Origin of the sequence: Cytobacillus sp. SAFR-174, assembly GCF_051964675.1 — a bacterium.
Classification (GTDB): Bacteria; Bacillota; Bacilli; order Bacillales; family Cytobacillaceae; genus Cytobacillus.
The window spans coordinates 33,719-55,541 of sequence record NZ_JBQCMZ010000027.1 but is presented as its reverse complement, the minus strand read 5'-3'; the positions used below and the strand labels follow the sequence as shown (position 1 = coordinate 55,541).

Sequence of the window (21,823 nt, the reverse complement as noted above, 5' to 3'; positions counted from 1 at the left end):
AGATGAATTCGCCCATTCAAGTTCAGTTATTTATTTTCAAGTAACTAATATTAAAGATACTTATGAGCGATTAGTAATTAAAGAAGTTATCTTTATCGATGAACCACATGTTGTAGCGAAAATGGGACAAACAGAAACATGGATGGCATTTTTTAAAGATACAGAAGATAATACTCATGCATTAATGAGTGAAGTACAAGAATAAGTAAACCAAAAGGAGACCGTCTCAATAACCAACGGTCTCCTTCAATTTTAATTAGCCTTTTTTGAAGTAATGGCGCCTGACCCCCGACACTTTAAAGCGATAGTATAGTTGAGGTCAAGCACCTGTATCCGGATGTAAAAGAGATAATAGAACAGAAGATTGAAAAGAACGGGCAGAAATATCCTGTTAGGAATATTTAATAATATTGAGTAGCGTGGGAACCGTCCCCGCGCTTCCTCTAACGGGGTCATACCTGAAAAACGTTCATCCTTCACCCAGCTTGGTTATTTTTTAATATGCAATTGGCCAGTCCCTCAAATACAGGGAATGATTTAAAATAAATTTTGTGAGATAAATCACAATGCACGATAATGATTAATGCTACCATTATTAATGAGGTTAGATAATAATCACCTAAAAAAGACGATTTTTCCTCTTTATTATTTGTACTATTGTATTTTTTTCATAAAGAGGGATCGCATAAAGGAGAGTTAGAAATGTCAGTAGATAAATTGTCAGAATTAATTAGTCCTGAAGCTGTCATTAACTTTGAAACTGGTGCAATTAAAGCAAGCACTTTGGATTCAATTATCAATCTCTTACCATTTGAAATGGGTTTTTGCGACGCTAACGATATTTTCCGGTGGTATTCTAATAATCCAGACCGCGTTCATGGTCGCCGTAAAGAAGCAATTGGTCGCCATGTGCTTGAGCTTCACCCAAAAGTGGCTCATCACGTTGAAAAGCTGTTGAATGATTTCCGTTCAGGAGCACGCGATGAATGGGAATTTTGGTTTCCAAAACGCTCCGGCGTAGAGACTGGACAGATCTACCAAAAATTCATGGCGGTACGTGATGAAAATGGAAAATACCTTGGCTGTATGGATGTAACCGTTAATTTGGACATTTTCACAGGAAAAGAAGGTAAAAATACCCCTGAAACTATTGAAGAATTTATAGCTGTTAAGCCTGAATAAAAATATCTTTTCAATTTGAAAGGCCGCTGAAAAACACACTGGATTCCCTAATTCAATGTGTTTTTCTTTGTATAGGGTCTTCCAAATCTTTGACTCTTTGAAGTGTTAAGTTATTGTCGTAAACACTACTCAAAGACAAAATTAAGAATATAGTTATAAATTATCCTATAAACGAGTTCTTCGAAAAAACCGCATCTATTTATGATACGGTTCTTCGTAATATGGCTAGGTGCAGTCTAATCTTCGATCGAATCATCTAAAACAAAAAGTAGAATAGCTGTAATTTCAATAGAAAAAATGAAGTTAATAAAAAATAAATCCCTTGCATGTAACCACAAGGGATTTGGTATTATTTATTTTATGATAACACCCATTTATCTTTCGCAAATAAAATACGACCTACTGCTAGAATTACTAACGCTAACACTATGTTAACTCCAAGTGTAAGAAACACATGCTCGATATCTATGATTCCAACAAATAATTCTTTAAAAGTTGCAAAGACATTTAAGATTGGTAATAAAAAATGTGTAGTAGTTAATTCATTTAGCCCGACACTTGTGATGAATAAGGCTGGTAAAATTCCAACCATAATTATGGGTGTTCCGTAGCTTTGTGCTTCCTTTACCGTCTTACCAAAAACACTTGTCAGCAATAGCGCTGAAGCCATCAATGCAGCGAAACTAATGATAATTAAAAGAGCGACCGTACCAATTAACCAAACACTTCCTTCCATTGTTAAGCCGGCTTTTAACTGTTCTGTAAAGAAGTAGATTTCAATAAATACAATTCCTAACGTTAAAATGCCTGTAATCGTAGCGAGAATAACGAGTGTTAACCATTTGCCTAATAAAAATGAACTGCGATTTACAGGTGTCATTAATAAAGCTTCCATCGTACGGCGTTCTTTTTCACCTGCAATAAAATCTGCTGCTGAAGATGAAATACCTACACCTACTGCAATAACTAGCATCATTGGAATAAGGAAGCTCATCATTTGTACAGATTGATCACCTTCGATTACTTGTACTTTATTAACTGTAAAAGGTGTTAAAATTGATATCTCGATATTTTGTTCTCCTAAACGTTCTGAAACAATTGTCTGACTGTATTGAGTTAATGCCATTTCTATTTCTGACATCGCTATAAAGCTATTTTCACTATATTCATCGCCTAAAATTTGAATCGTTGGCATATTCCCCGAAGCGATTTGCTGTTCGAAATCGTCAGAAAGAACAAGTCCAGCTACTGCTTCACCTTCTTTAATGGCAGCTTCAACATCATCAACAGCACGAAGTTGTAAATTTTCTTCTCCATCAAGTAATACTTTCACAAAATCAAGGTGCTCTTTTTCTGTCACGATATGAAGTTGGATTTCCTCGTCCGGTGCCATCATTTTTTCATAGAAAAATACTAATGCTGACATTAAAATTATTGGTAAAAATACAGTTAAAAGTAATGTGCGTTGATCTCGAAATGTATCCTTTAACTCTTTTTTGAATATATTAAGCATCTTCATCTCCTCCACGTACTAATTTACTCATGAAAATATAGTTTAAATCGCTTGAGCCTTCTTCTACATAAAGTTGTTCAAGAGTGCCATCATAGACAAGCTCACCTTTATGAATCATTGCTACTCGGTCACATAGCATCGTTACTTCCTCTACAATATGACTAGAGAATATAATGGTTTTCCCTTCACGTTTCAGTTGGTGCACAAGCTGACGGAAAGTATTAGATGATGTAATATCTAGTCCTGTCGTTGGTTCATCAAAGAGTACAATATCTGGATCATGTAATAATGTTCTTGCAATGGCCACTTTTTGACGCATACCTTTTGAAAAGCCTCCAATTTTGCGATCTAAATAGTCTCGCATACCAAACATTTTCGCTAATTTTTCAATACGTACTTTTGTTTCATGCTTACCTAAGCCATAGAGTGAACCAAAATACTCTAAGTTTTCACGTGTTGTTAGTCGCTCATAAAGTCCTGTTTCACTACCAAACAGCACGCCGATACGTTTTTTCACTTCATCAGATTGCTTTACGGTATGATAACCTGCTACTTCAACGCTGCCTGAAGACGGTTCAATTAGAGTAGCGATTGTTCGTAGTAAGGTTGTTTTCCCAGCACCGTTTTCACCTAGGAGCCCAAGTACCTCACCCTCATGAACTTCTAAAGAAACTTGCTTTAAGGCAGTTATATATTGTTTCTTATTTTGAAATTGTTTTGTTACTTCTGTAATTTCAATCATGTCCGTCACCTCGTTTATTTGATGTCTTCATCGTACAAACAAATACAAGAGGTGTCTGCTATGTTGTCGCAAAAATGCCTTATTATGTCGTGAAAAGGGGGAATTAATTGTAGAACTGTCAAAAATTACGTATAGTGTATATTTATTACGAGGTGTATAACATGAGAGTAGGATTAGTAGATGACCGAGCGATTGATTTAGATAAATTAAAAGCAATTATAGAGCCAATCGAAGAAATTAATATTGTATTTGCTACTACAAGTGCACAGCAAGCCTATGAGGAAATAAAAAAGCAATCAATTGATTTACTTATTGCGGATATAGAAATGCCAGAATTATCGGGTTACGAATTAGCTGATATTATATATACACACGCCTTACAAATTATGGTTATCTTTGTAACAGGCAATAGTGGGTACGCTGTTCATGCTTTTGAATTGAACGTTCATGATTACATAATGAAGCCCTATACGAAAGAACGACTTGTATCTTCTGTTGAAAGATTGTTAGCGAAGCAACAAAAAGCCGAGTTATCGGGCCGGATCTTTATTAAGCAAAAATCTGATATTCATATCGTACAAAAAAAGGACATTATATTTATTGAACGTTCAGGTCGTGCTACAACGATCTATACAAAAAATGGTCCTGTAAAAACCTATCAAACCTTAAATGAATTAGAGGGAGAGCTAAGGGACCGTTTGTTTATAAGGGCTCATCGCTCATTTATTATAAATATTCAATACATATTAAATTTTTCGTTATACGCGAAGAATTCCTATTTAGTGTCCTTTGAAGGAATTGAAGAAAAAGCAGTTATTACAAAGGAAAACTTAGATATTATACAAAAAAATTACTTTTGAGGTGGCAATATGAAGCATAAACTATATTTTTTCATCATTTGTTGTACCCATTTTGCCCTCGCAACAGTAGACTATTTTTCCTTCTATATTAGCATTCCAATAAGCATCATATTAGCATTAGCAGCTATGAAAAGATTTACGTTAAAGCTTGATTGGAGTGTAATAATTCATTTATGTATGTATGGGGTCTATGTATTAAATGGTAAGAGTGTACAAAATCTACTCTTACTTTTTGGCGCATTGCTTGTGGTTATTTATAGTTCACAAAAGCAGAAAGCGCTATTTAAGACTTCAACATTACAGTTAGAAGTAAATGAAAAGCTAGTAGAATTTAATCGTACATTTCAAGAGGTACGTAAAGAACGTCACGATTACTTAAAGCATGTATCAGCAATTGCTTATTTACTGGAAAAAGATGAGGTTGATGAAGCGAAAACCTATATGCAAGGGTTAGTAAAGCGATATGAACAGACGAACTTGTCGATAAAGGGAGAGCAGGGGGCAGTAGCAGCAGTATTATATACGAATTACGAAAAGGCACGAAGCCACAATATTGCTATTAATTATTTGCTTGAAATACCTGTATCAAATTTATCACTTCCATCTGATGAAATCGTTCGGCTAATAGGCAATATATTAGAAAATGCGATTGATGCAAGCATTGAATGGCAAACGAAGTATAACAAACAAGCTTTTATTGAATTAAGCCTTCGTAAAAAAAGCGGTCTATATATATTAACTTGTTCAAACAATACGATCCCCTTGCTGAAAGAAATTGCTGACCAATTGTTTGCCAAGACTGGTGTTACAACAAAACCAAATCATAATGGTTTAGGTACTTCAATTATTCGGCAAATTATAGAGCAGCATAACGGATATTTAGAATTTATAGCAGAGAAGCAAACATTTACAATAACGTGTAAAATCCCTAATTTCGTTTCATAAAAAAAAGCTTTAATAATCTACACCTAATGATTGTCTCACGAGATGCAGATTATTGAAGCTTTGATTTATTTAATGCTTCATATACTTCTTCAAAGTTCAATTTCTCCATGTTCAAATCTCTAGTCAATAATCAAAAAAAAGCTTCAATATAATAATTGAAACGGCTTTGAAACCGCACTTGCTTATGATATGGTTCTCCGTAAAATATCTAAATGAGGTTTTTTGGCTTACCTAATAGAACTGAGTTATTTTTTAATATTATTGTAAAAAGAAGCATTGTATTGTTCATTATCTTTTCCCTCAAGTTATCTAAGATCAATAACGCATCCTTATCTGTTACTTTTTAAGATTTAAAATAAAAGCCGTTTTGTTCCGCACTTTTCAAGTATAATGAACCATATTCAGATAATGCATATAATAATTCTTGGAGAGAATTCTATCCATATGACGAAAAAACAAAAAACGAGGTTTAAAAATGAGTAATAGAAGTTTTGAGGACTATCATGTAAGTGAAGAAATAAAAAGAGCACTAGCTGTGTTAAAATACGAAACTCCAACAGAAGTTCAAAGAGAAGTCATACCATTAGCAATGAAAAATCAAGATCTTGTCGTAAAAGCCCAAACTGGAAGTGGAAAGACTGCCTCCTTTGGTATTCCTGTTTCGGATATGATTGAATGGGAAGAAAAAAAACCACAGGCCTTAATTCTTACGCCAACTAGGGAGCTTGCGGTTCAAGTCCGCGAAGATATTACGAATATCGGAAGGTTTAAACGCATTAAAGCAGTGGCCGTCTATGGAAAAGAACCTTTTTCAAAACAAAAGGATGAATTGAAACAAAAAACTCATATAGTCGTTGGTACCCCTGGACGAGTCATGGACCATATTGAACGAGGAACCTTAGTTTTGAATCAAATAAAGTATCTTATCATAGATGAAGCTGATGAGATGCTTAATAGAGGTTTCATCGATGAAGTGGAAGCGATCATCAAAGAGCTGCCTTCAAACCGAGTAACAATGGTTTTTTCTGCAACTCTGCCTAAAGATGTTGAAAGTCTTTGCCATAAATATATGAAAGATCCTATTCAGATTGAGATTGAATCGACCAGGGTGACAGCCGATACCATTGAACATTCTTTAATTGAAGTGAGAGAAGAAGAAAAGATCTCACTCCTTAAAGACGTCACGGTTGTAGAAAACCCAGACAGCTGCCTGATTTTCTGCCGAACCAAAGAACACGTCGATACTGTGTATAGCGAACTAGATAGAGCAGGATATCCTTGTGAGAGACTCCATGGGGGTTTAGAACAAGAAGACCGGTTCTCTGTTATGGAAGGTTTCAAACTGGGGAACTTCCGCTATCTCGTGGCCACTGATGTAGCTGCAAGAGGTATTGATATTGATAATGTGACACTTGTCATCAACTATGACGTTCCCATGGAAAAAGAGAGCTATGTACACCGAACCGGAAGAACAGGCCGTGCTGGAAAGAAAGGAAAGGCCATTACGTTTTCGACACCTTTTGAAGGAAAATTCATTAAAGCCATTGAAAGGTACATCGGCTTTGAGCTACCTGCTAAAGAAGGCCCCAGCCATCTGGAAGTGGCTGGTGGAAAAGCTGCTTTCGAAGAAAAACTTAGCGGCAGGCGAATTGTAAGAAATAATAAAACAGCCCGAATCAATCAAGATATTATGAAACTCCATTTCAACGGTGGTAAAAAGAAGAAAATTCGTGCTTTAGATTTTGTTGGAACGATTGCAAAAATTCCTGGAATCACAGCAGAGGATATCGGCATTATAACCATCCAGGATCATATGTCATATGTTGATATTCTGAATGGAAAAGGCTCACTAGTTTTAGAAGCCATGGAGAATGCGACTATCAAAGGAAAGAAGTTAAAAGTGAGTAAAGCCATTAAATAAAAAAGCACAAGCACCCGTTTAGCCCCGAAAGGCAAATGTTCCAAAGAAAAAAAGGGTGGTCTTTCCCTTTAATTCTCTTTGGGTTATTTGATCCCGAGGGTCCGTTCCAGTTGGTACGGACCCTCGGGCGCTTCCGCTGGAATCATTTAAAAGCGCAAGCGACCCGCTTAGTTGCGTACGGACAGTACACTAGCCGTTGTAGCGCTGGAGCCGGATTCAGAACCGCCTCCTAATTTCCGAACCACAAATTTTTATACTTTTTAAAACCTTAAATCCCCCTCACTTTAATAAGTGAGGGGGATACTTGCTTCCATTAGGATTTTAATTCAACAGAAACCAAAGATTCTAATGACATTACACTATTTATGACAAGCCCATCACTGGCAGGTTTAATTAAATTCCTATACGGCCACTTTTAATAAACCTCATTTACTTATGATACGGTTCACCCCGATTAATCCGAAAAGCCCTATAAACCTGCTCCAGCAAGATCAGCTTCATCAACTGATGCGGAAAAGTCATTTTCGAAAAAGACAGCTTATCATCCGCACGCTGCAAAACCTCTTGGCTCAATCCAAGAGACCCGCCAATGACAAATGCAATCTTGCTCTTCCCATAAGTAGCCAGTTTATCAAGAGTATCCGCAAGCTCTTCCGAAGATTTCATCTTCCCTTCAATTGCCAAAGCAATAACATGGGCATCCGGATGGATTTTCGCCAGGATCCGCTCGCCCTCTTTTTGCTTGACCTGCATCATTTCCGTTTCGCTTAGTTCTTCAGGGGCTTTTTCGTCGGGAACTTCGATGATGTCCATTTTGGAGTAGGCCGACAGTCTTTTCAGGTATTCGTCAATTCCTTGCTTCAGGTACTTTTCTTTTAGCTTTCCAACCGTAATAATTGAGATATTCACAGCATGTCCTCACTTTACAAACAAGATATCCACAGAAGTTATCCACATGTCCACATTTTTCATCCACATGTTGTATGAGATCATTCGTTCGCTACAACATATATTGCGGTATTTTGACAATATTCACAGGTTGTTGATAACTTTTTTTCATCTTCAAGTTTTGTTAATTGCGGGAATGTTTCGTACTCATCCACCACTATATCTATTGCCAGATCAACGTGTTCGTCACAGCAGTAAATCATTTTCAGCTAACTCCTTTTTAGGCTGGCAGCCTGTTTTTTTATCCGAATTGTGGATAATTTTTATTTTCGTTTATGTATTTAAGTTATCCACATCTCATACTAACAAAACACAATCAAAAGCGGAAGTGCCTTGAAATTAGATGATCTTCAACTAAAAACCGCCACGTCCTGTGGCGAACGTTGAAGTCAGCACATCCTGTGCAAGTCCGACAGGCATAAGACGAATCACGCAGGTAATCCTGATTTCTGGAGTGATTTGGCCTATGACCCGAGGGGCTAGGCGCTGGATGCAGATAACTTTTCCTAAAATGCTTTCATAGTTCAATTTAATGTTTCATCTACAATAAAAAACAGGAAAGCGATTATCGCTTTCCCATTTCATTAAAATGTCTCCCCGCTCAGCTTCATCGTTACTTCCTGGGTTTTGCCGTCGCGGTAAATTTTAATTTTCATCTTGTCGCCAACTGATTTTTTCGTATAGAGATGTTGGCGCAATTCAATGATGTCTTTGATTTCCTGTCCATCCATCTCAACGATGACATCCATTTCCTTCAGTCCTGCCTGTGCTGCTGGAGAATTCGGTTCTACAGATGTGATGGCTACACCTGATTTCACGTCCTTCGGCAGTTTCAGTGCTTCCTGCTGGTAGTAGCCAGGAATCTCATTAACAGATGCCAGCTGCACGCCCATATACGGACGTTTTACTTCTCCGAACTTTTCCAGGTCATCAATGACTGGCCTTGCGTAGTTAATGGGAATCGCCAATCCGATTCCTTCTACGGCGCTCTCCGCAATTTTCATGGAGTTGATGCCGATGAGCTGGCCGCTGATATTCACCAGCGCTCCGCCGCTGTTACCCGGGTTGATCGCGGCATCTGTCTGCAGAACCTCTGCCTGCCAGTCTACTGTTCCATTCTGGTCAATATCAACCGGTATCGCACGCTCAAGCCCAGAGATGATTCCCTGTGTGACAGAGCCGGAGAACTGGCCAAGAGGGTTTCCGATGGCAATGACCGGCTCGCCTGGCTTCAGTGCGTCTGAATCGCCGAATTCGGCTACTGTTTTAATTTCCTTTGCTTCTACTTCAAGCACGGCAAGATCCGTCCAAATATCGCTGCCAACCAGTCTTGCCGGCAGCTTGGTGCCATCCTCCAGGCTTACTTCCAATTCCTGAGCACCTTCGACCACATGGTGGTTTGTGACGATGAAGGCTGTATTTCCTTCCTTCTTATAAATAACGCCTGAACCTGTTCCGGCAGGCTGTCCGGCACTGCCGTTTCCTTCATTCGACCAAAAGCCGGCTGTCTGGATGTTCGTAATGCTTACAACCGCATCCCCGGCTTTGTCGACGGCCTTGGTTACATCGGTTGTCACGTCGACTGAGATATTCTGCGTCCTGGCATTATTGTCCCCGGCTGCTTCATCCTGCAGCTTTTCATCCGGTTCAACCGTATAAGGGAGCACGTCGTAGTCTGCCAGCTTTGGGACTGCAACCACGACCAGAATGGCCCCTAGTATGATGCCAACAAGGCTGGCCAGAAAGTATCCGCCCTTGTTGCCTTTTTGCCCTTTATAACGGTTCTGATGATCTTGATCATAATAGCCCAAACTGCACCCATCCTTTCTTTCTTTTGCAAAAAAACGGCTGTTTTTAATATAAATGCTAAAACTTAGTCTTCCTTTATACCCAATATTATACTCTTCTGTTTTTAGAAATCTAACAAAAACGCACTCGCTGACGCAATCTTACGACTTTGTTCATACTTTATTAAAATTTCCTCAAAAAGAAAAAGAGGAACACACGAAAGACAGCTGTCTCTCTGTGTATTCCTCTTCTGATTAATGTTTAAACGGCTGTTAAAATCGTCGGCACCTTCGGATCGGTATCAAAAAGGTCGAATTGTTCGCCGACAATAATGCCTCGGCTTTCCAGTGTCTGGGCGACAGACATTCTCGCCAGATCTTTAATATTGTTATCCTGGCTTAAATGAGCAAGATAAAAGCTCTTTGTCCGGTCGCCGGCCACTTCACTCATCGCCAGCGCTGCATCCTCATTGGATACATGGCCGACATCGCTTAAGATCCTTCTCTTTATATTCCACGGGTAGCGGCCCATGCGAAGCATCTGGACATCATGATTGCTTTCAAAGACGTAAGCCTCTGCATTGGAAATCAGGCCTTTCATACGGTCGCTGACGTAGCCTGTATCGGTAATCAGAACAAGCTTTTTCCCGTTATGATGGAACACATAAAACATCGGGTCGGCCGCATCATGGGAAACCCCGAAGGATTGAATATCCAGGGATCCGAATGTTTTCACTGCTTCCATATCAAAATGAAACTTCTGATCAACCGGGACTTGTCCAATCAGTCCGTCCATGGCCAGCCATGTTTTTTCATTCGCATAAATCGGGAGGTTATACTTGCGGGCAAGAATCCCGACACCCTTGATATGGTCGCTATGCTCATGGGTCACCAGTATACCTGAAAGCTTGCCGATGTCCCGGCCAATATGCTGAAATAATCCTTCCATTTGCTTTCCGCTTAAACCGGCATCAACCAGAAAGGAATGTCCCTCCGTCTCGACAAAGATCGCATTCCCTGTACTGCCGCTCGCGAGAACGCTGAATTGTAAAGACATATTCTCCTCACTCCACTATTTTTTTCTCTTCGTTACTCAGCTGAATAATTTTCCCTTCAAACGCATCCACAAATAAATTCTCCTCGCCATTAATGACAAATCGCCAGGCAGGCGTCAATAATTGTGAAGAGCTCAAATGCACAAAGGTGAAATATCCCAGCTCTACATTTGTAATTTTTGACTTAGGCAGAAGCGAGCCATTCTTGTAAAGGGTCTCGACAGCCTTTATCGGCTGAATGACTTTTTCGCTTTCTTCCTTCGACTCAATCTTTTCCAGAAGCGTCTGCGTATATGAGACAATTTTATTTTCGTCATTCAAATAAAAGGTGAGCTCGCCATTCAAATTCATATAAAACATTTTGTCTTCAAATTCCTGATAATACGTGATTTTATTGCTGTCATGAGGCTTTTCCCAGAAGCGGTACTGATCCCCATATAGCACCCTGTTTTTGATAAAAGCGGATAATTCGGATGGACTGAATTTGTCACTGATTTTAATCGGCTCATCCAGGACTGAATTCAAAGTGGTTCCTTCTGAAATCGTAATATCCTGGCCTTCAAGCTTTGTATCTTTCAGCCTCTCAAGCTCTTCAATATCAAATTCCACCGGCTTAGCCCTCAAATAACGGTCTTTCGGGTTGCTTTTCGGAAGGGGCGACTCAAATGTGATCTCGGCACTCTTAAGCTGTTTTTCCAGGGATGCCTGGGCGACCGGTTCAAATTCACTGGCTTCCTTTAATTTAAAAAACTCGTACATCAAGTAAATATCCAGCACCAGGAAGGTTAAAATAAAGATTGTTTTAATCTTACTCCAATCCATTATTCATGCCCCCTGTCTCATCAAGCGAAATGCTTTTCCACGTTCCTTCATAACGGTAAAACCAGGAAGGCTCAAGGCGGATGAATGTGGTCTGCGCTTCCTTGACCAGCATCATCTGATACCCCAGTCTTACATCCTCCAGCAATTCAGGATTGAATCCGTCCAGGGCCAACAGATACTCCATTACGCGATTTCCGGAACTGAGAGTTACTTCTGTTGGCGTTTCCGTACTCACGCCAAGCTGGAAGCTGCTTCGAACATACTCATAAATTTCATTTTGCCCCCAAATCTGGCGGATCTCGGACAGTTTCGGATCATCGCTGAAAATAGGATAGCCTGAAGATTCATACATCCGGAATACAACCCGATGGTTCACTTCATCTATTTCGGAGAATTGGTAATTATCTGTCCATCCCGAATGTCCGTTAATGTAGTCGATGCTCCTTTTCAGGAGGTCGCCTGACGGAAATGCCGGATTATCCCCGGCAGCCGGTTTAATATAACGAAGGGTATTTTTATCAGAATTCACCCTCAGCAGGCTTAAGGTATCATTATATTCATCCTCTGATTGCTGAAAACTTTTCTGTACGACACTCGGATCACTGAACAAGGCATTTTTGTATTGTTCAGAGTCCAATTTTTTCTCGAGGTATTGATATCTTAGCATTTTGGTATCCTGTGCGGGCAGATAAATGGTTCTTTTATCAGATGGCTTATAAGCAAGATAGGCTCTGTATTCCGGGTTATATTCCGACAGATTGAAGTATTGGCTCTTGAAATTCTGAATAAAGGAAACAGGCACATGGCTTCGATAAATCTGCCGGTTATCCAATGAGACAAAATCAACAATTCCTTCCTTTTTACCTGTTTGCCTGGTATCAATAACAATATGATCAAATTGAAAATCAGCGAGATTTTTATCGCCAATTTTAATGACGGATTTGTATAAGTCAATCGGAACAGAATCCTGAAACGCCAGAACCGCTTTTCCTTCATTATGAACAAACGATGGAAGGATGTCAGCTTCCTCTGTGATATTTTCAAAGTCGGCAAAGTTCCAATCACTGATTTCGTTTATAACCTTATCAATCTCACCAGGACTGACCGTGCCAAAGGTCTGTTTTTCGTCGAGATGGAATAGAAGGGTGTCCGGTCTTACGATCTGATTTACTTCTTTTTTCTCCGCGATTGTTACTTCCTGAATGGTGTTTGCTTCTTTTTCAATTCGCTCAAAAGTCGGCTGGTAGGTCCAGAGATTCCAGGTCAGGAGGACACTTGTCACGACTAGAATGGTCAGTATGATGGATTTTATGTTTTCATATCTCATTCCCAATCATCCTCTTCCGAGCGAACATATGGGAGGCTGAATGAAATCGTTGTCCCTTTCCCTTCTGTACTCGCTGCCCAAATTTTCCCGCCATGAGCTTCCACCATTTCTTTCGCAATGGCAAGACCGAGGCCTGTTCCGCCAAGCTTTCTTGTACGGGCTTTATCCACCCGGTAAAAACGCTCGAAAATCTGCTCAATATTTTCTTTTGGTATCCCCACACCCTGGTCAGAAACGCTGACGACAATGAATTCATCTTTTTCCTCAATGCCAAACGTCACCTTTCCGCCTTCCGGAGAGTATTTCAGGGCATTTGAGATGATGTTGTCCAGTACCTGGGTGAGCTTGTCTTCATCTATTTCCACAAAAGCCGAATGGTCCGGAAGCCTTCTTTCAAATGTAACATTCTGCTGCTTCGTCATTTCAAAACGGTCTATAATTCTATTATAGAAGAAAATGAAATCAATCCAGTCCTTGCTTAAACGGTAATCCTTGCTGTCCATTTTAGAAAGCTGCAGCAGATCATTAACCAGGCGGATCATCCGCTCTGTTTCATTTTGGGTGACATCCAGGAAATTCGGAGCAATCTCCTCATCTTTCCAGGCGCCATCTGCAAGAGCCTCCAGATAGCTTCTCATCGTCGTGAGCGGCGTTCTGAGTTCATGAGATACATTCGCCACAAATTCACGGCGTTCCATATCAATTTTCTCCTGCTCGGTGATATCATGCAAAACGGTAATTAAGCCGTTCACAAAACCGGTTTCTTTTTGAATAACCGAGAAATTCGCACGGAGAATCAGCGTTTTCGTTTTGCTGCTGTAATCCAGGATGACTGAATCCTTCTCGTCTAACAGCTCTTCAAAGGTATAATCCTCTTCAAGTCCTAAAAGGGATACAATCGGTGAAGACAGGACCGTTTCACGTGAAACATTCAGCATTTTTGCTGCAGGCTCATTAATGAGAATGACGCGCCCTTTCCGGTCGGTTGCGATGACCCCATCTGTCATATAGGAAAGAACAGAGGATAATTTCCGCCGTTCGCCTTCCGTTGTGGCGTGAGCTTCCTGAAGTTTCTTTGTTAAGCTGTTGAAAGTAATGGCCAGCTGGCCAATTTCGTCATACCCATAAACTTTAACCTTACGGGAGAAGTTTCCTTTTGCCATGGCCAGCGCCTGTTTCCGCATATCGGAAATCGGGCGTGTTACCGTCTGGGCAAGGAGTATTCCCAGAATTGCTGTGATGGCTAACGCAATAGCGATTCCGGATGTAAAAATATTATTTATTTCTCTCATCTGTTCATAGATGTTTTCTATTTTAGCAACCAGATAGATAGCCCCGTTGACATCCCCATTATTATTTTTAATAGGGGTGACGAGAACCCATATCCGCTGTCCCTGGTCAACCAGATCCTCCGTTACCGGCTGTTTGGTGGCGATGGCCATCTTGATCAGGTTATCGGTAGACCTTCCTCCGACAACCCCCTGATTATCGGGGTCGGAGGTGCCAAGAATTTTCAGTGATTCATCAACCACACGGACTTCGGATATATCCGCCGAATTGTAATCACTTAACAGCCTTCTGATATCTTCCTCCTGGGACGAGGGCTCCTCATCGGGAAGCCTTACCTTGGTCATCTGTTCCTCCACATAATAGCTGAGAAGATTAACCCTCTCCTGAATGGCATCTTTGAAATTTTCCTGTAAGGTCGATTCCAGCTGCCTGACAAAGTAGACTCCGATAATCTGCATCGCTACCAGGATGAGAAGAACATAAATGATCACAAACTTCAAATGAATGGACCGAAAAAAACCCACCTTTTCCATGTACCCTTTTACTCCTGTTCAGGATTCCGCAAGTAATAACCGACTCCTCTTCTTGTCACGATCCATGTCGGGTGGCTTGGATTATCTTCGATTTTCTCCCGCAGTCTTCTGACAGTTACGTCAACTGTGCGGACATCACCATAATAATCATAGCCCCATACGGTTTGAAGAAGATGTTCCCTCGTCATGACTTGTCCAATATGCTTGGCCAGATAGTGAAGGAGCTCAAACTCACGGTGTGTTAATTCAATCGTCTCACCGCGTTTGGAAACCACGTAGGCATCCGGATGGATAATCAGTGAACCCACTTCGATTTCGTTGGATTCATCTTCTTCCTCTGCCTTGGCAACCTGCTGATGGCGCCTCATATTCGCCTTCACACGGGCAATCAATTCTCTCGTGCTGAACGGCTTTGTAACATAATCATCTGCACCCAGCTCAAGACCCAGAACTTTATCAATTTCAGAATCCTTTGCTGTCAGCATAATGATCGGCATATCGTATTTCTTGCGCACTTCGCGGCAAACCTCAATGCCATCCCTCTGGGGAAGCATGATATCAAGCAAAATTAAATCCGGCTTGATTTCTTCTACTTTTTCCAGGGCGTCATTGCCGTCATAGGCACACACCACTTCATAGCCTTCTTTTTTTAAATTGAACTGCAGTATATCTGCAATTGGTTTTTCATCGTCTACAACTAGAATTTTTTTATCCATACCTATCTCCTTTTTCTTGCTCATTTATTTATTTTTCGAGCAGTAGAAGTCAGTTTCATGCATATGTTCTCTACTTTACTTTACCATGTTAACAGTGAGAATTCACCTATTACGAAAAGCGGGAGCGCCCTGCCTGCCTCCGACACACCTCAAGAGGCTGGATGTTTTTATTTCTTATTCTTAACCACAAAAGTCTCTAGCATGAAAACTAGAGACTTTTTTGCGTGTATTATTTATTTATATATTTCAGCGGATCCTGCATTTTACCGTTTTTGTATACTTCGAAGTGCAGGTGGACACCGGTTGAATCACCAGTAGTTCCCATTATGCCAATTTTTGAGCCTTTTGAGACGGTTTGGCCAGCGCTGACACTGATGGAATCCAGATGGGCATAAATCGTGCGGAAGCCATTGTTATGGTCGATGACAATTTTATTGCCATAGCCGCCATCCATGCCTGCGGATACAACCGTACCGTTATCGGCTGCTTTGATCGTGCGGTCGCTCGGTCTTGCAATGTCAATCCCTTTATGCATTTTGCCCCAGCGGTATCCCATTTTACTGGAGATATAACCGCCAACTGCCGGATAGGCAAAGCTGCCTCCACCGCGGGATGGAATCACCTTTGTTCCCTTGATGACAATCTGCTTCACTGGCTCTTCAAGAACCTTCTCTTCTTTTACTTCTTTTTTGACCGTTTGGCCGTTTTCTTCTGTAATCAGATAAGTTGCAGCACGAACGCCTTCCTTGCCCTCCTGCTTCACTTTCGTTTCGCCTTTAGGCATGCTGCTGTCTTCGATGACTTCTTTTTCAAAATCGATCTTTTCTTTTTTGAAAACTTCCTTATCTGCTAACACTTTTACATACGGCTTGTAGACAGTCACATTTAATTCCTGTCCTGCCTTAATGACAGAATCCTTCTTAAGACCGCTGTTCAGTTCGATCAATTGCTTCATCTCGAGATCATGGGCACTGGCGATATTGCTTAGTGCATCGCCCTCTTTAACCACATATTTCTTTTCCTCCAGGGTTCCCTTTTGCAGAAGCTTTACAGCCTCCTCTGCATTGATGATCTGGTCCGGTTTCACGGTTGATTCAGAGATGGATACATCTTCCGTAAAGCGGACATCTAAAAGACGTGTTTCATCTTCCTTCAGCTGTGGTAAAGGAATTGCAGAAGATGCTTTTCTATCTTCGAGTGCCTTTAAGTCTTTTTCTGAAACATAGGAAGTCTTGATTTTCTGGAGGGCCGCTTTTGCCTGCTCCTCATTTTCCATATAAGCGATTTCCTTGCCGCCAATCACTAAGGCAGCTGCTTCGGCATGAACTTCCATCTTGTCTTTGAGTCCATTCACAGCTTCTGATTCATTCACTTGTGAGCTGGATTCAAAAACCTGCTCAGGAACAAAGGAAAGCTCCGATGCCAGCGCCAGCTTTAGTCCCTTATGGGAACCTTCAGCCTCACTGATCTTTTTATCAGCCAACTCTTCGATGACACTTTTATCCGACACCGTTCCAATATATTCGTCACCCATATAGACATAATAAACGGTTACAAGCTTATCATCATTGGCAGAAGCGGATATGCCGCCTGCAAATGTCAGAGCCGCCGCTGCAAAGCCGGCCGCAATCGTTCTATTTATAGTTTTCTTAAAGCTTTTCGCTGTAAATTCTGATGATGAGGTACCTTTTTTCATCCATTTGAACATGGTTACATCCCCCTAGACTACGGTAACAAAGAACACTTTCATATAGTGCTATGTAACTACGATTTTGTGAGTCTGATTTTTTCACAATACCTACTTTACCATATAGCAAAGCAAATAGATTACGAGACTCGGGAATGTAACAAAATTGTATAATAGCTGACATTTTATGACTTTTAATGGCAAAGCAAGTGGATGGTTTTTGTCGAATGAAGGATAGGAAATAATCCCTATTGGCAAGGGTTTGTTAGGACTGCGAAAAATAGAGGAGAGTGTGCGTCTAAATTACACGGTCTTTCTTCAGAAAAGCTCTTATATTACAGAAATATAACAAAAAGGAGCATGCTTGGTTACATACTCCTTCTTAGGATGGCTCAGGACGGAATCGAACCGCCGACACAAGGATTTTCAGTCCTTTGCTCTACCGACTGAGCTACTGAGCCTTATTAAATTATTATGCCTAAACAACGTTTGGCTTCGTCCTTCGTCCCGATTTGGCAATCGGTACGCTGAAGTGATTCAAGGGAGCTTATTCGGTCGTGCTCTACCGACTGAGCTACTGAGCCTTATTTTGTTTTGAGTCTAAATATGTAAATGGCGGTCCGGACGGGACTCGAACCCGCGACCTCCTGCGTGACAGGCAGGCATTCTAACCAACTGAACTACCGGACCAAATAATAACCGCCAGCAAGTAAGCTGGGCTTGCCAGCCGTTTGCTGACGGTTATTCGCCATGACCCCTACGGGATTCGAACCCGTGTTACCGCCGTGAAAGGGCGGTGTCTTAACCGCTTGACCAAGGGGCCATAAAAAAGTATAAATGGTGAGCCATGAAGGACTCGAACCTTCGACCCTCTGATTAAAAGTCAGATGCTCTACCGACTGAGCTAATGGCTCGTACTAAAATTCTGTTGCCTAAAGCCTGATACTGCTAAGTCAGATGTTCCAAAGCCCTGCGTGCTTTGTCACAGATTGCTATTCGGTGAAGCAATTCACTGATGCTGCAATCTGCTCTACCGACTGAGCTAATGGCTCATGCTCTAGTGTTTCCAAGGTTGCTACCTTGGCGACGCTTTTTATAATATCATAGAGTTTTATAAAAGCGCAATAACTTTTTTATAAAAAATTCTTTTTTGCTGGGAAGACTGCAGCTGTAGGTGTTTGAATGCTAGATTGCAGCCACTTGGCTGGGATGGGTTTTCCCTAAAAAGAGTATTCTTTTGCGTTCTTTTCCCCGGTTTATGGATTCATTTCCCTAATTCTCTTTGTTTACTCCTCTTTTTTAATTTTTTCTCCATTAAAAATCAGATGTGGGTTCGGACTCAAAAACACCAATTTCTCCTTTTTCTGTCTGAACTTGACCTAACTTCGGACTCAGCACCCGCCATTTCTCTTTTCTCTGTCTGAACCTGACTCAACTTCGGACTCAAAGACGGCAATTTCCCCTCCCACAGTCCGAACCTGCGGCCAAACAACCAAACCAACCGCACCCGCCTTGTCCAGCCACACAAAAAAAGAAAAGCCCCAATCAGGGCTTTTCCAATCAAGTATTAGTTTTGTCTCCATGGGCTTAACACTACATTTGTCTGAGTGCGGTCCGGGCCGACTGAGAAGATGGATAATGGAATTCCTGTCAGCTGGGAAACGCGCTCCAGGTAGTGGCGGGCATTGGCAGGAAGCTCATCGAGTGATTTGCAGCCTGTGATGTCTTCTGTCCAGCCTGGAAGCTCTTCATATACAGGCTCACATTCAGCCAGTACTTTTAAGCTTGCAGGGAATTCTTCGATTACTTCTCCGTTATAACGGTAAGCTGTACAGATTTTTAATGTCTCAATTCCAGTCAGAACGTCGATGGAGTTAAGAGAAAGATCTGTGATTCCGCTGACACGGCGGGCATGGCGGACAACCACGCTGTCGAACCAGCCGACACGGCGGGCACGTCCAGTTGTTGTACCGTATTCACGGCCTACTTCACGGATCTGGCTGCCGATTTCATTATCAAGTTCAGTCGGGAATGGGCCGTCTCCTACACGAGTTGTATAGGCCTTTGATACACCGACAACATGCTTGATTTTTGTAGGGCCAACACCAGAACCGATTGTTACACCGCCGGCTACCGGGTTAGAGGATGTAACGAATGGGTAAGTACCCTGGTCGATATCAAGCATAACTCCCTGTGCACCTTCGAACAGAACGCGGCGGCCATCATCTAATGCATCATTAAGCACAACAGACGTGTCGCAGACATAATGTTTGATTTGCTGGCCGTATTCGTAGTATTCATCTAGGATGTCTTCGATTTTGAATCCTTCTGTTTCATAGAAGCGCTCAAGCAGGCGGTTCTTTTCTTCCAGGTTGCGCGCAAGCTTTTCTTCAAACACTTCACGGTCTAGAAGGTCCGCGATGCGGATTCCGTTGCGGGCTGCTTTATCCATGTAAGCAGGACCGATGCCTTTTTTCGTTGTACCGATCTTGTTTGCACCTTTGCGCTCTTCTTCCACTTCATCCAGCTTCAGGTGGTAAGGAAGGATGACATGTGCGCGGTTTGAAATGCGCAGGTTGTCTGTTGTAACTCCCTTGTCATGAAGGTACGCCAATTCTTTTACAAGCGCTTTTGGATCGACAACCATTCCGTTTCCGATTGTGCAAATTTTATCGCTGTAGAATATTCCAGATGGAATTAAATGAAGCTTATATGTCTCGCCATTGAATTTGATTGTATGTCCTGCATTGTTTCCGCCTTGGTAACGTGCGATTACTTCTGCATTTTCAGAAAGGAAGTCTGTAATCTTTCCTTTCCCTTCATCTCCCCACTGTGTTCCAACTACTACTACTGATGACATTAAACAAGCACCTCCGGGAATCCCATGGTTTTAAAATTTATTTTCATTTTTAATTAAGTAACTTATTTCAACCATCTTAGTTTAACAAGGTGATGTGTGATAGTCAATAAAACACGAACAATTTTAATAAAAATATGAAAATATGTTCGTGAAACAATGAAAATACAAATATAAAAAGAGGACTTGCAATATGCAGGCCCTCTTTATGCACCAGGCGGCGCGAATGAATCATCAAAGCGTTTCTCTAAGTTTACGAATTTATTATACTCTTTTACGAATGCCAGCTGAACGGTTCCAACCGGGCCGTTACGCTGCTTGGCGATGATGATTTCGATGATGTTTTTATCTTCGGATTCTTTGTCATAGTAATCATCGCGGTACAGGAATGCCACGATATCGGCATCCTGCTCAATACTTCCCGATTCACGGATGTCTGACATCATCGGACGCTTATCCTGACGCTGTTCCACACCACGGGAAAGCTGAGACAGTGCGATCACAGGGACCTGAAGTTCACGTGCCAGCTGTTTTAGGGAACGTGAGATTTCAGATACTTCCTGCTGGCGGTTTTCTCCTGAACGTCCGCTTCCGAGGATTAATTGCAGGTAGTCGATCAGAATCATGCCAAGCCCCTGCTCCTGTTTGAGGCGGCGGCATTTGGAACGGATATCCTGGATGCGGACACCCGGCGTGTCATCGATGAAAATACCCGCATTTGACAGGCTTCCCATCGCCATCGTCAGCTTTCCCCAGTCCTCATCTGTCAGAGAGCCGGTACGAAGTCTCTGGGCATCAATATTCCCTTCAGCACAGAGAATACGCATGACCAGCTGTTCGGCGCCCATCTCCAGACTGAAGATCGCGACGTTTTCTCCGGTTTTCGTTGCCACATTTTGCGCGATATTCAAGGCGAAGGCTGTTTTACCTACGGAAGGACGGGCACCGACAATGATGAGATCATTTCGCTGGAAGCCGGCTGTCATGCGGTCGAGCTCGGTAAATCCAGTCGCAATCCCTGTAATATCCCCTTTACGGTTATGCATTTCCTCGATATTATCGTAGGTCCGCACCAATACATCCTTAATATTATGAAAGGCACCGGCGTTTTTGCGCTGTGCAACCTCCATGATATTTTTCTCTGCTTCCCCCAGCAGAACTTCCACTTCATCCTCGCGCGTATAGCCGTCCTGTGCAATCCCCGTCGCCGTCCGGATCAGCCTGCGAAGCAGTGATTTTTCTTCCACGATCTTTGCATAGTACTCAATATTCGCCGCTGTCGGAACAGATCCGGCCAGTTCACTTAAATAGCTGACCCCTCCGGTATCCTCGAGCAGTTTTGCTGCGCTGAGCTCTTCTGTCACGGTCACTAAGTCGACCGCTTTACCCTGATCGCTCAGCTTCAGCATAACATTGAAAATCTTCTGGTGGGCCGCACGGTAGAAGTCTTCAGGTATCAAGATCTCAGATGCTTGTGTAAGAGAGGAGGGTTCAAGAAAGATTGCCCCAAGCACAGCCTGTTCCGCTTCGATATTCTGAGGCGGGAGCCGATCCGCGAATAAATCACTCATCTCATTAAACCTCCTTAAAATAAACATTAAGCAAATCTATATTTATATAAAAATCCCTTATAATCCC

At 41.7% G+C, this 21,823-nt stretch carries 19 protein-coding genes and 4 tRNA genes; 5 read left to right on the top strand and 18 right to left on the bottom strand.

The window, feature by feature from the left end:
- Together ACTHRG_RS21035 and ACTHRG_RS21030 are read left to right on the top strand one after the other, a co-directional pair.
- Nucleotides 1-205, top strand: a 205-nt coding sequence (locus ACTHRG_RS21035; protein WP_440231890.1) for a VOC family protein, incomplete at its 5' end; no start/stop codon positions are given.
- 497 nt (nt 206-702) lie between these two features.
- Nucleotides 703-1,182: a PAS domain-containing protein gene (locus tag ACTHRG_RS21030; protein ID WP_076259522.1), complete on the top strand. Its 480-nt coding sequence runs from the start codon at nt 703-705 to the stop codon at nt 1,180-1,182.
- A 358-nt stretch (nt 1,183-1,540) separates the two neighbouring features.
- On the opposite strand, the gene ACTHRG_RS21025 is transcribed toward ACTHRG_RS21030, so the two are convergent.
- Both ACTHRG_RS21025 and ACTHRG_RS21020 read right to left on the bottom strand, forming a co-directional pair.
- On the bottom strand, nt 1,541-2,695 hold the full coding sequence (locus tag ACTHRG_RS21025) for an ABC transporter permease (RefSeq protein ID WP_076259524.1): 1,155 nt from the start codon (nt 2,693-2,695) through the stop codon (nt 1,541-1,543).
- Nucleotides 2,688-3,437: an ABC transporter ATP-binding protein gene (locus ACTHRG_RS21020; protein ID WP_076259525.1), complete on the bottom strand. Its 750-nt coding sequence runs from the start codon at nt 3,435-3,437 to the stop codon at nt 2,688-2,690. The genes ACTHRG_RS21025 and ACTHRG_RS21020 overlap by 8 nt, the downstream gene beginning before the upstream one ends.
- Nucleotides 3,438-3,598: 161 nt before the next feature.
- Here ACTHRG_RS21020 and ACTHRG_RS21015 point away from each other — a divergent pair, with 161 nt between their 5' ends.
- The 3 genes from ACTHRG_RS21015 (at nt 3,599) to ACTHRG_RS21005 (ending at nt 7,163) form a co-directional block, all read left to right on the top strand.
- A complete protein-coding gene (locus ACTHRG_RS21015; RefSeq protein ID WP_076259527.1) occupies nt 3,599-4,297 on the top strand; it encodes a LytR/AlgR family response regulator transcription factor in 699 nt (232 codons plus the stop codon).
- A gap of 9 nt (nt 4,298-4,306) precedes the next feature.
- Complete coding sequence (locus ACTHRG_RS21010; RefSeq protein ID WP_076259530.1) at nt 4,307-5,242, top strand: sensor histidine kinase; 936 nt, start codon at nt 4,307-4,309, stop codon at nt 5,240-5,242.
- Between the two features lie 475 nt (nt 5,243-5,717).
- Nucleotides 5,718-7,163 carry a DEAD/DEAH box helicase gene (locus ACTHRG_RS21005; RefSeq protein ID WP_076259532.1) on the top strand — a complete coding sequence of 482 codons (1,446 nt, stop codon included), beginning with the start codon at nt 5,718-5,720 and terminating at the stop codon, nt 7,161-7,163.
- Between the two features lie 429 nt (nt 7,164-7,592).
- Here ACTHRG_RS21005 and rlmH read toward each other — a convergent pair whose 3' ends face one another.
- The 16 genes from rlmH to dnaB form a co-directional block, all read right to left on the bottom strand.
- On the bottom strand, nt 7,593-8,072 hold the full coding sequence (gene rlmH / locus ACTHRG_RS21000) for a 23S rRNA (pseudouridine(1915)-N(3))-methyltransferase RlmH (protein ID WP_076259535.1): 480 nt from the start codon (nt 8,070-8,072) through the stop codon (nt 7,593-7,595).
- Between the two features lie 80 nt (nt 8,073-8,152).
- Complete coding sequence (locus ACTHRG_RS20995; protein WP_076259537.1) at nt 8,153-8,314, bottom strand: CxxH/CxxC protein; 162 nt, start codon at nt 8,312-8,314, stop codon at nt 8,153-8,155.
- A gap of 381 nt (nt 8,315-8,695) precedes the next feature.
- The gene (locus ACTHRG_RS20990; protein ID WP_076259540.1) at nt 8,696-9,922 is read right to left on the bottom strand and encodes a S1C family serine protease; all 1,227 of its coding nucleotides are present in this window, start codon (nt 9,920-9,922) and stop codon (nt 8,696-8,698) included.
- Between the two features lie 238 nt (nt 9,923-10,160).
- Nucleotides 10,161-10,955, bottom strand: a complete 795-nt coding sequence (locus ACTHRG_RS20985) for an MBL fold metallo-hydrolase (RefSeq protein WP_076259542.1) — start codon at nt 10,953-10,955, stop codon at nt 10,161-10,163.
- Nucleotides 10,956-10,962: 7 nt separating this feature from the next.
- Entirely contained in the window at nt 10,963-11,775 is an 813-nt protein-coding gene (locus ACTHRG_RS20980; protein WP_076259544.1) for a two-component system regulatory protein YycI, read from the bottom strand.
- A complete protein-coding gene (locus tag ACTHRG_RS20975; RefSeq protein ID WP_076259546.1) occupies nt 11,762-13,102 on the bottom strand; it encodes a YycH family regulatory protein in 1,341 nt (446 codons plus the stop codon). The genes ACTHRG_RS20980 and ACTHRG_RS20975 overlap by 14 nt, the downstream gene beginning before the upstream one ends.
- Nucleotides 13,099-14,925 carry a cell wall metabolism sensor histidine kinase WalK gene (gene walK, locus ACTHRG_RS20970; RefSeq protein ID WP_076259548.1) on the bottom strand — a complete coding sequence of 609 codons (1,827 nt, stop codon included), beginning with the start codon at nt 14,923-14,925 and terminating at the stop codon, nt 13,099-13,101. Before walK ends, ACTHRG_RS20975 begins: the two co-directional genes overlap by 4 nt.
- An 8-nt stretch (nt 14,926-14,933) precedes the next feature.
- Nucleotides 14,934-15,641, bottom strand: coding sequence for a response regulator YycF (gene yycF / locus ACTHRG_RS20965; RefSeq protein ID WP_048010220.1), 708 nt, complete (start codon nt 15,639-15,641; stop codon nt 14,934-14,936).
- Between the two features lie 229 nt (nt 15,642-15,870).
- Nucleotides 15,871-17,349: a peptidoglycan DD-metalloendopeptidase family protein gene (locus ACTHRG_RS20960; RefSeq protein ID WP_076259550.1), complete on the bottom strand. Its 1,479-nt coding sequence runs from the start codon at nt 17,347-17,349 to the stop codon at nt 15,871-15,873.
- A 367-nt stretch (nt 17,350-17,716) separates the two neighbouring features.
- Nucleotides 17,717-17,789, bottom strand: a tRNA-Phe gene (locus tag ACTHRG_RS20955).
- Between the two features lie 152 nt (nt 17,790-17,941).
- A tRNA-Asp gene (locus ACTHRG_RS20950) sits at nt 17,942-18,018 on the bottom strand.
- A 61-nt stretch (nt 18,019-18,079) separates the two neighbouring features.
- Nucleotides 18,080-18,151, bottom strand: a tRNA-Glu gene (locus ACTHRG_RS20945).
- Between the two features lie 15 nt (nt 18,152-18,166).
- Nucleotides 18,167-18,242: transfer RNA gene (locus ACTHRG_RS20940), tRNA-Lys, on the bottom strand.
- A gap of 477 nt (nt 18,243-18,719) precedes the next feature.
- Nucleotides 18,720-18,911 carry a hypothetical protein gene (locus ACTHRG_RS20935; RefSeq protein ID WP_076262954.1) on the bottom strand — a complete coding sequence of 64 codons (192 nt, stop codon included), beginning with the start codon at nt 18,909-18,911 and terminating at the stop codon, nt 18,720-18,722.
- Nucleotides 18,896-20,188, bottom strand: a complete 1,293-nt coding sequence (locus ACTHRG_RS20930; protein WP_048010217.1) for an adenylosuccinate synthase — start codon at nt 20,186-20,188, stop codon at nt 18,896-18,898. Before ACTHRG_RS20930 ends, ACTHRG_RS20935 begins: the two co-directional genes overlap by 16 nt.
- A gap of 203 nt (nt 20,189-20,391) precedes the next feature.
- Nucleotides 20,392-21,756, bottom strand: coding sequence for a replicative DNA helicase (gene dnaB / locus ACTHRG_RS20925; RefSeq protein ID WP_076262951.1), 1,365 nt, complete (start codon nt 21,754-21,756; stop codon nt 20,392-20,394).
- Nucleotides 21,757-21,823: the final 67 nt, after the last annotated feature.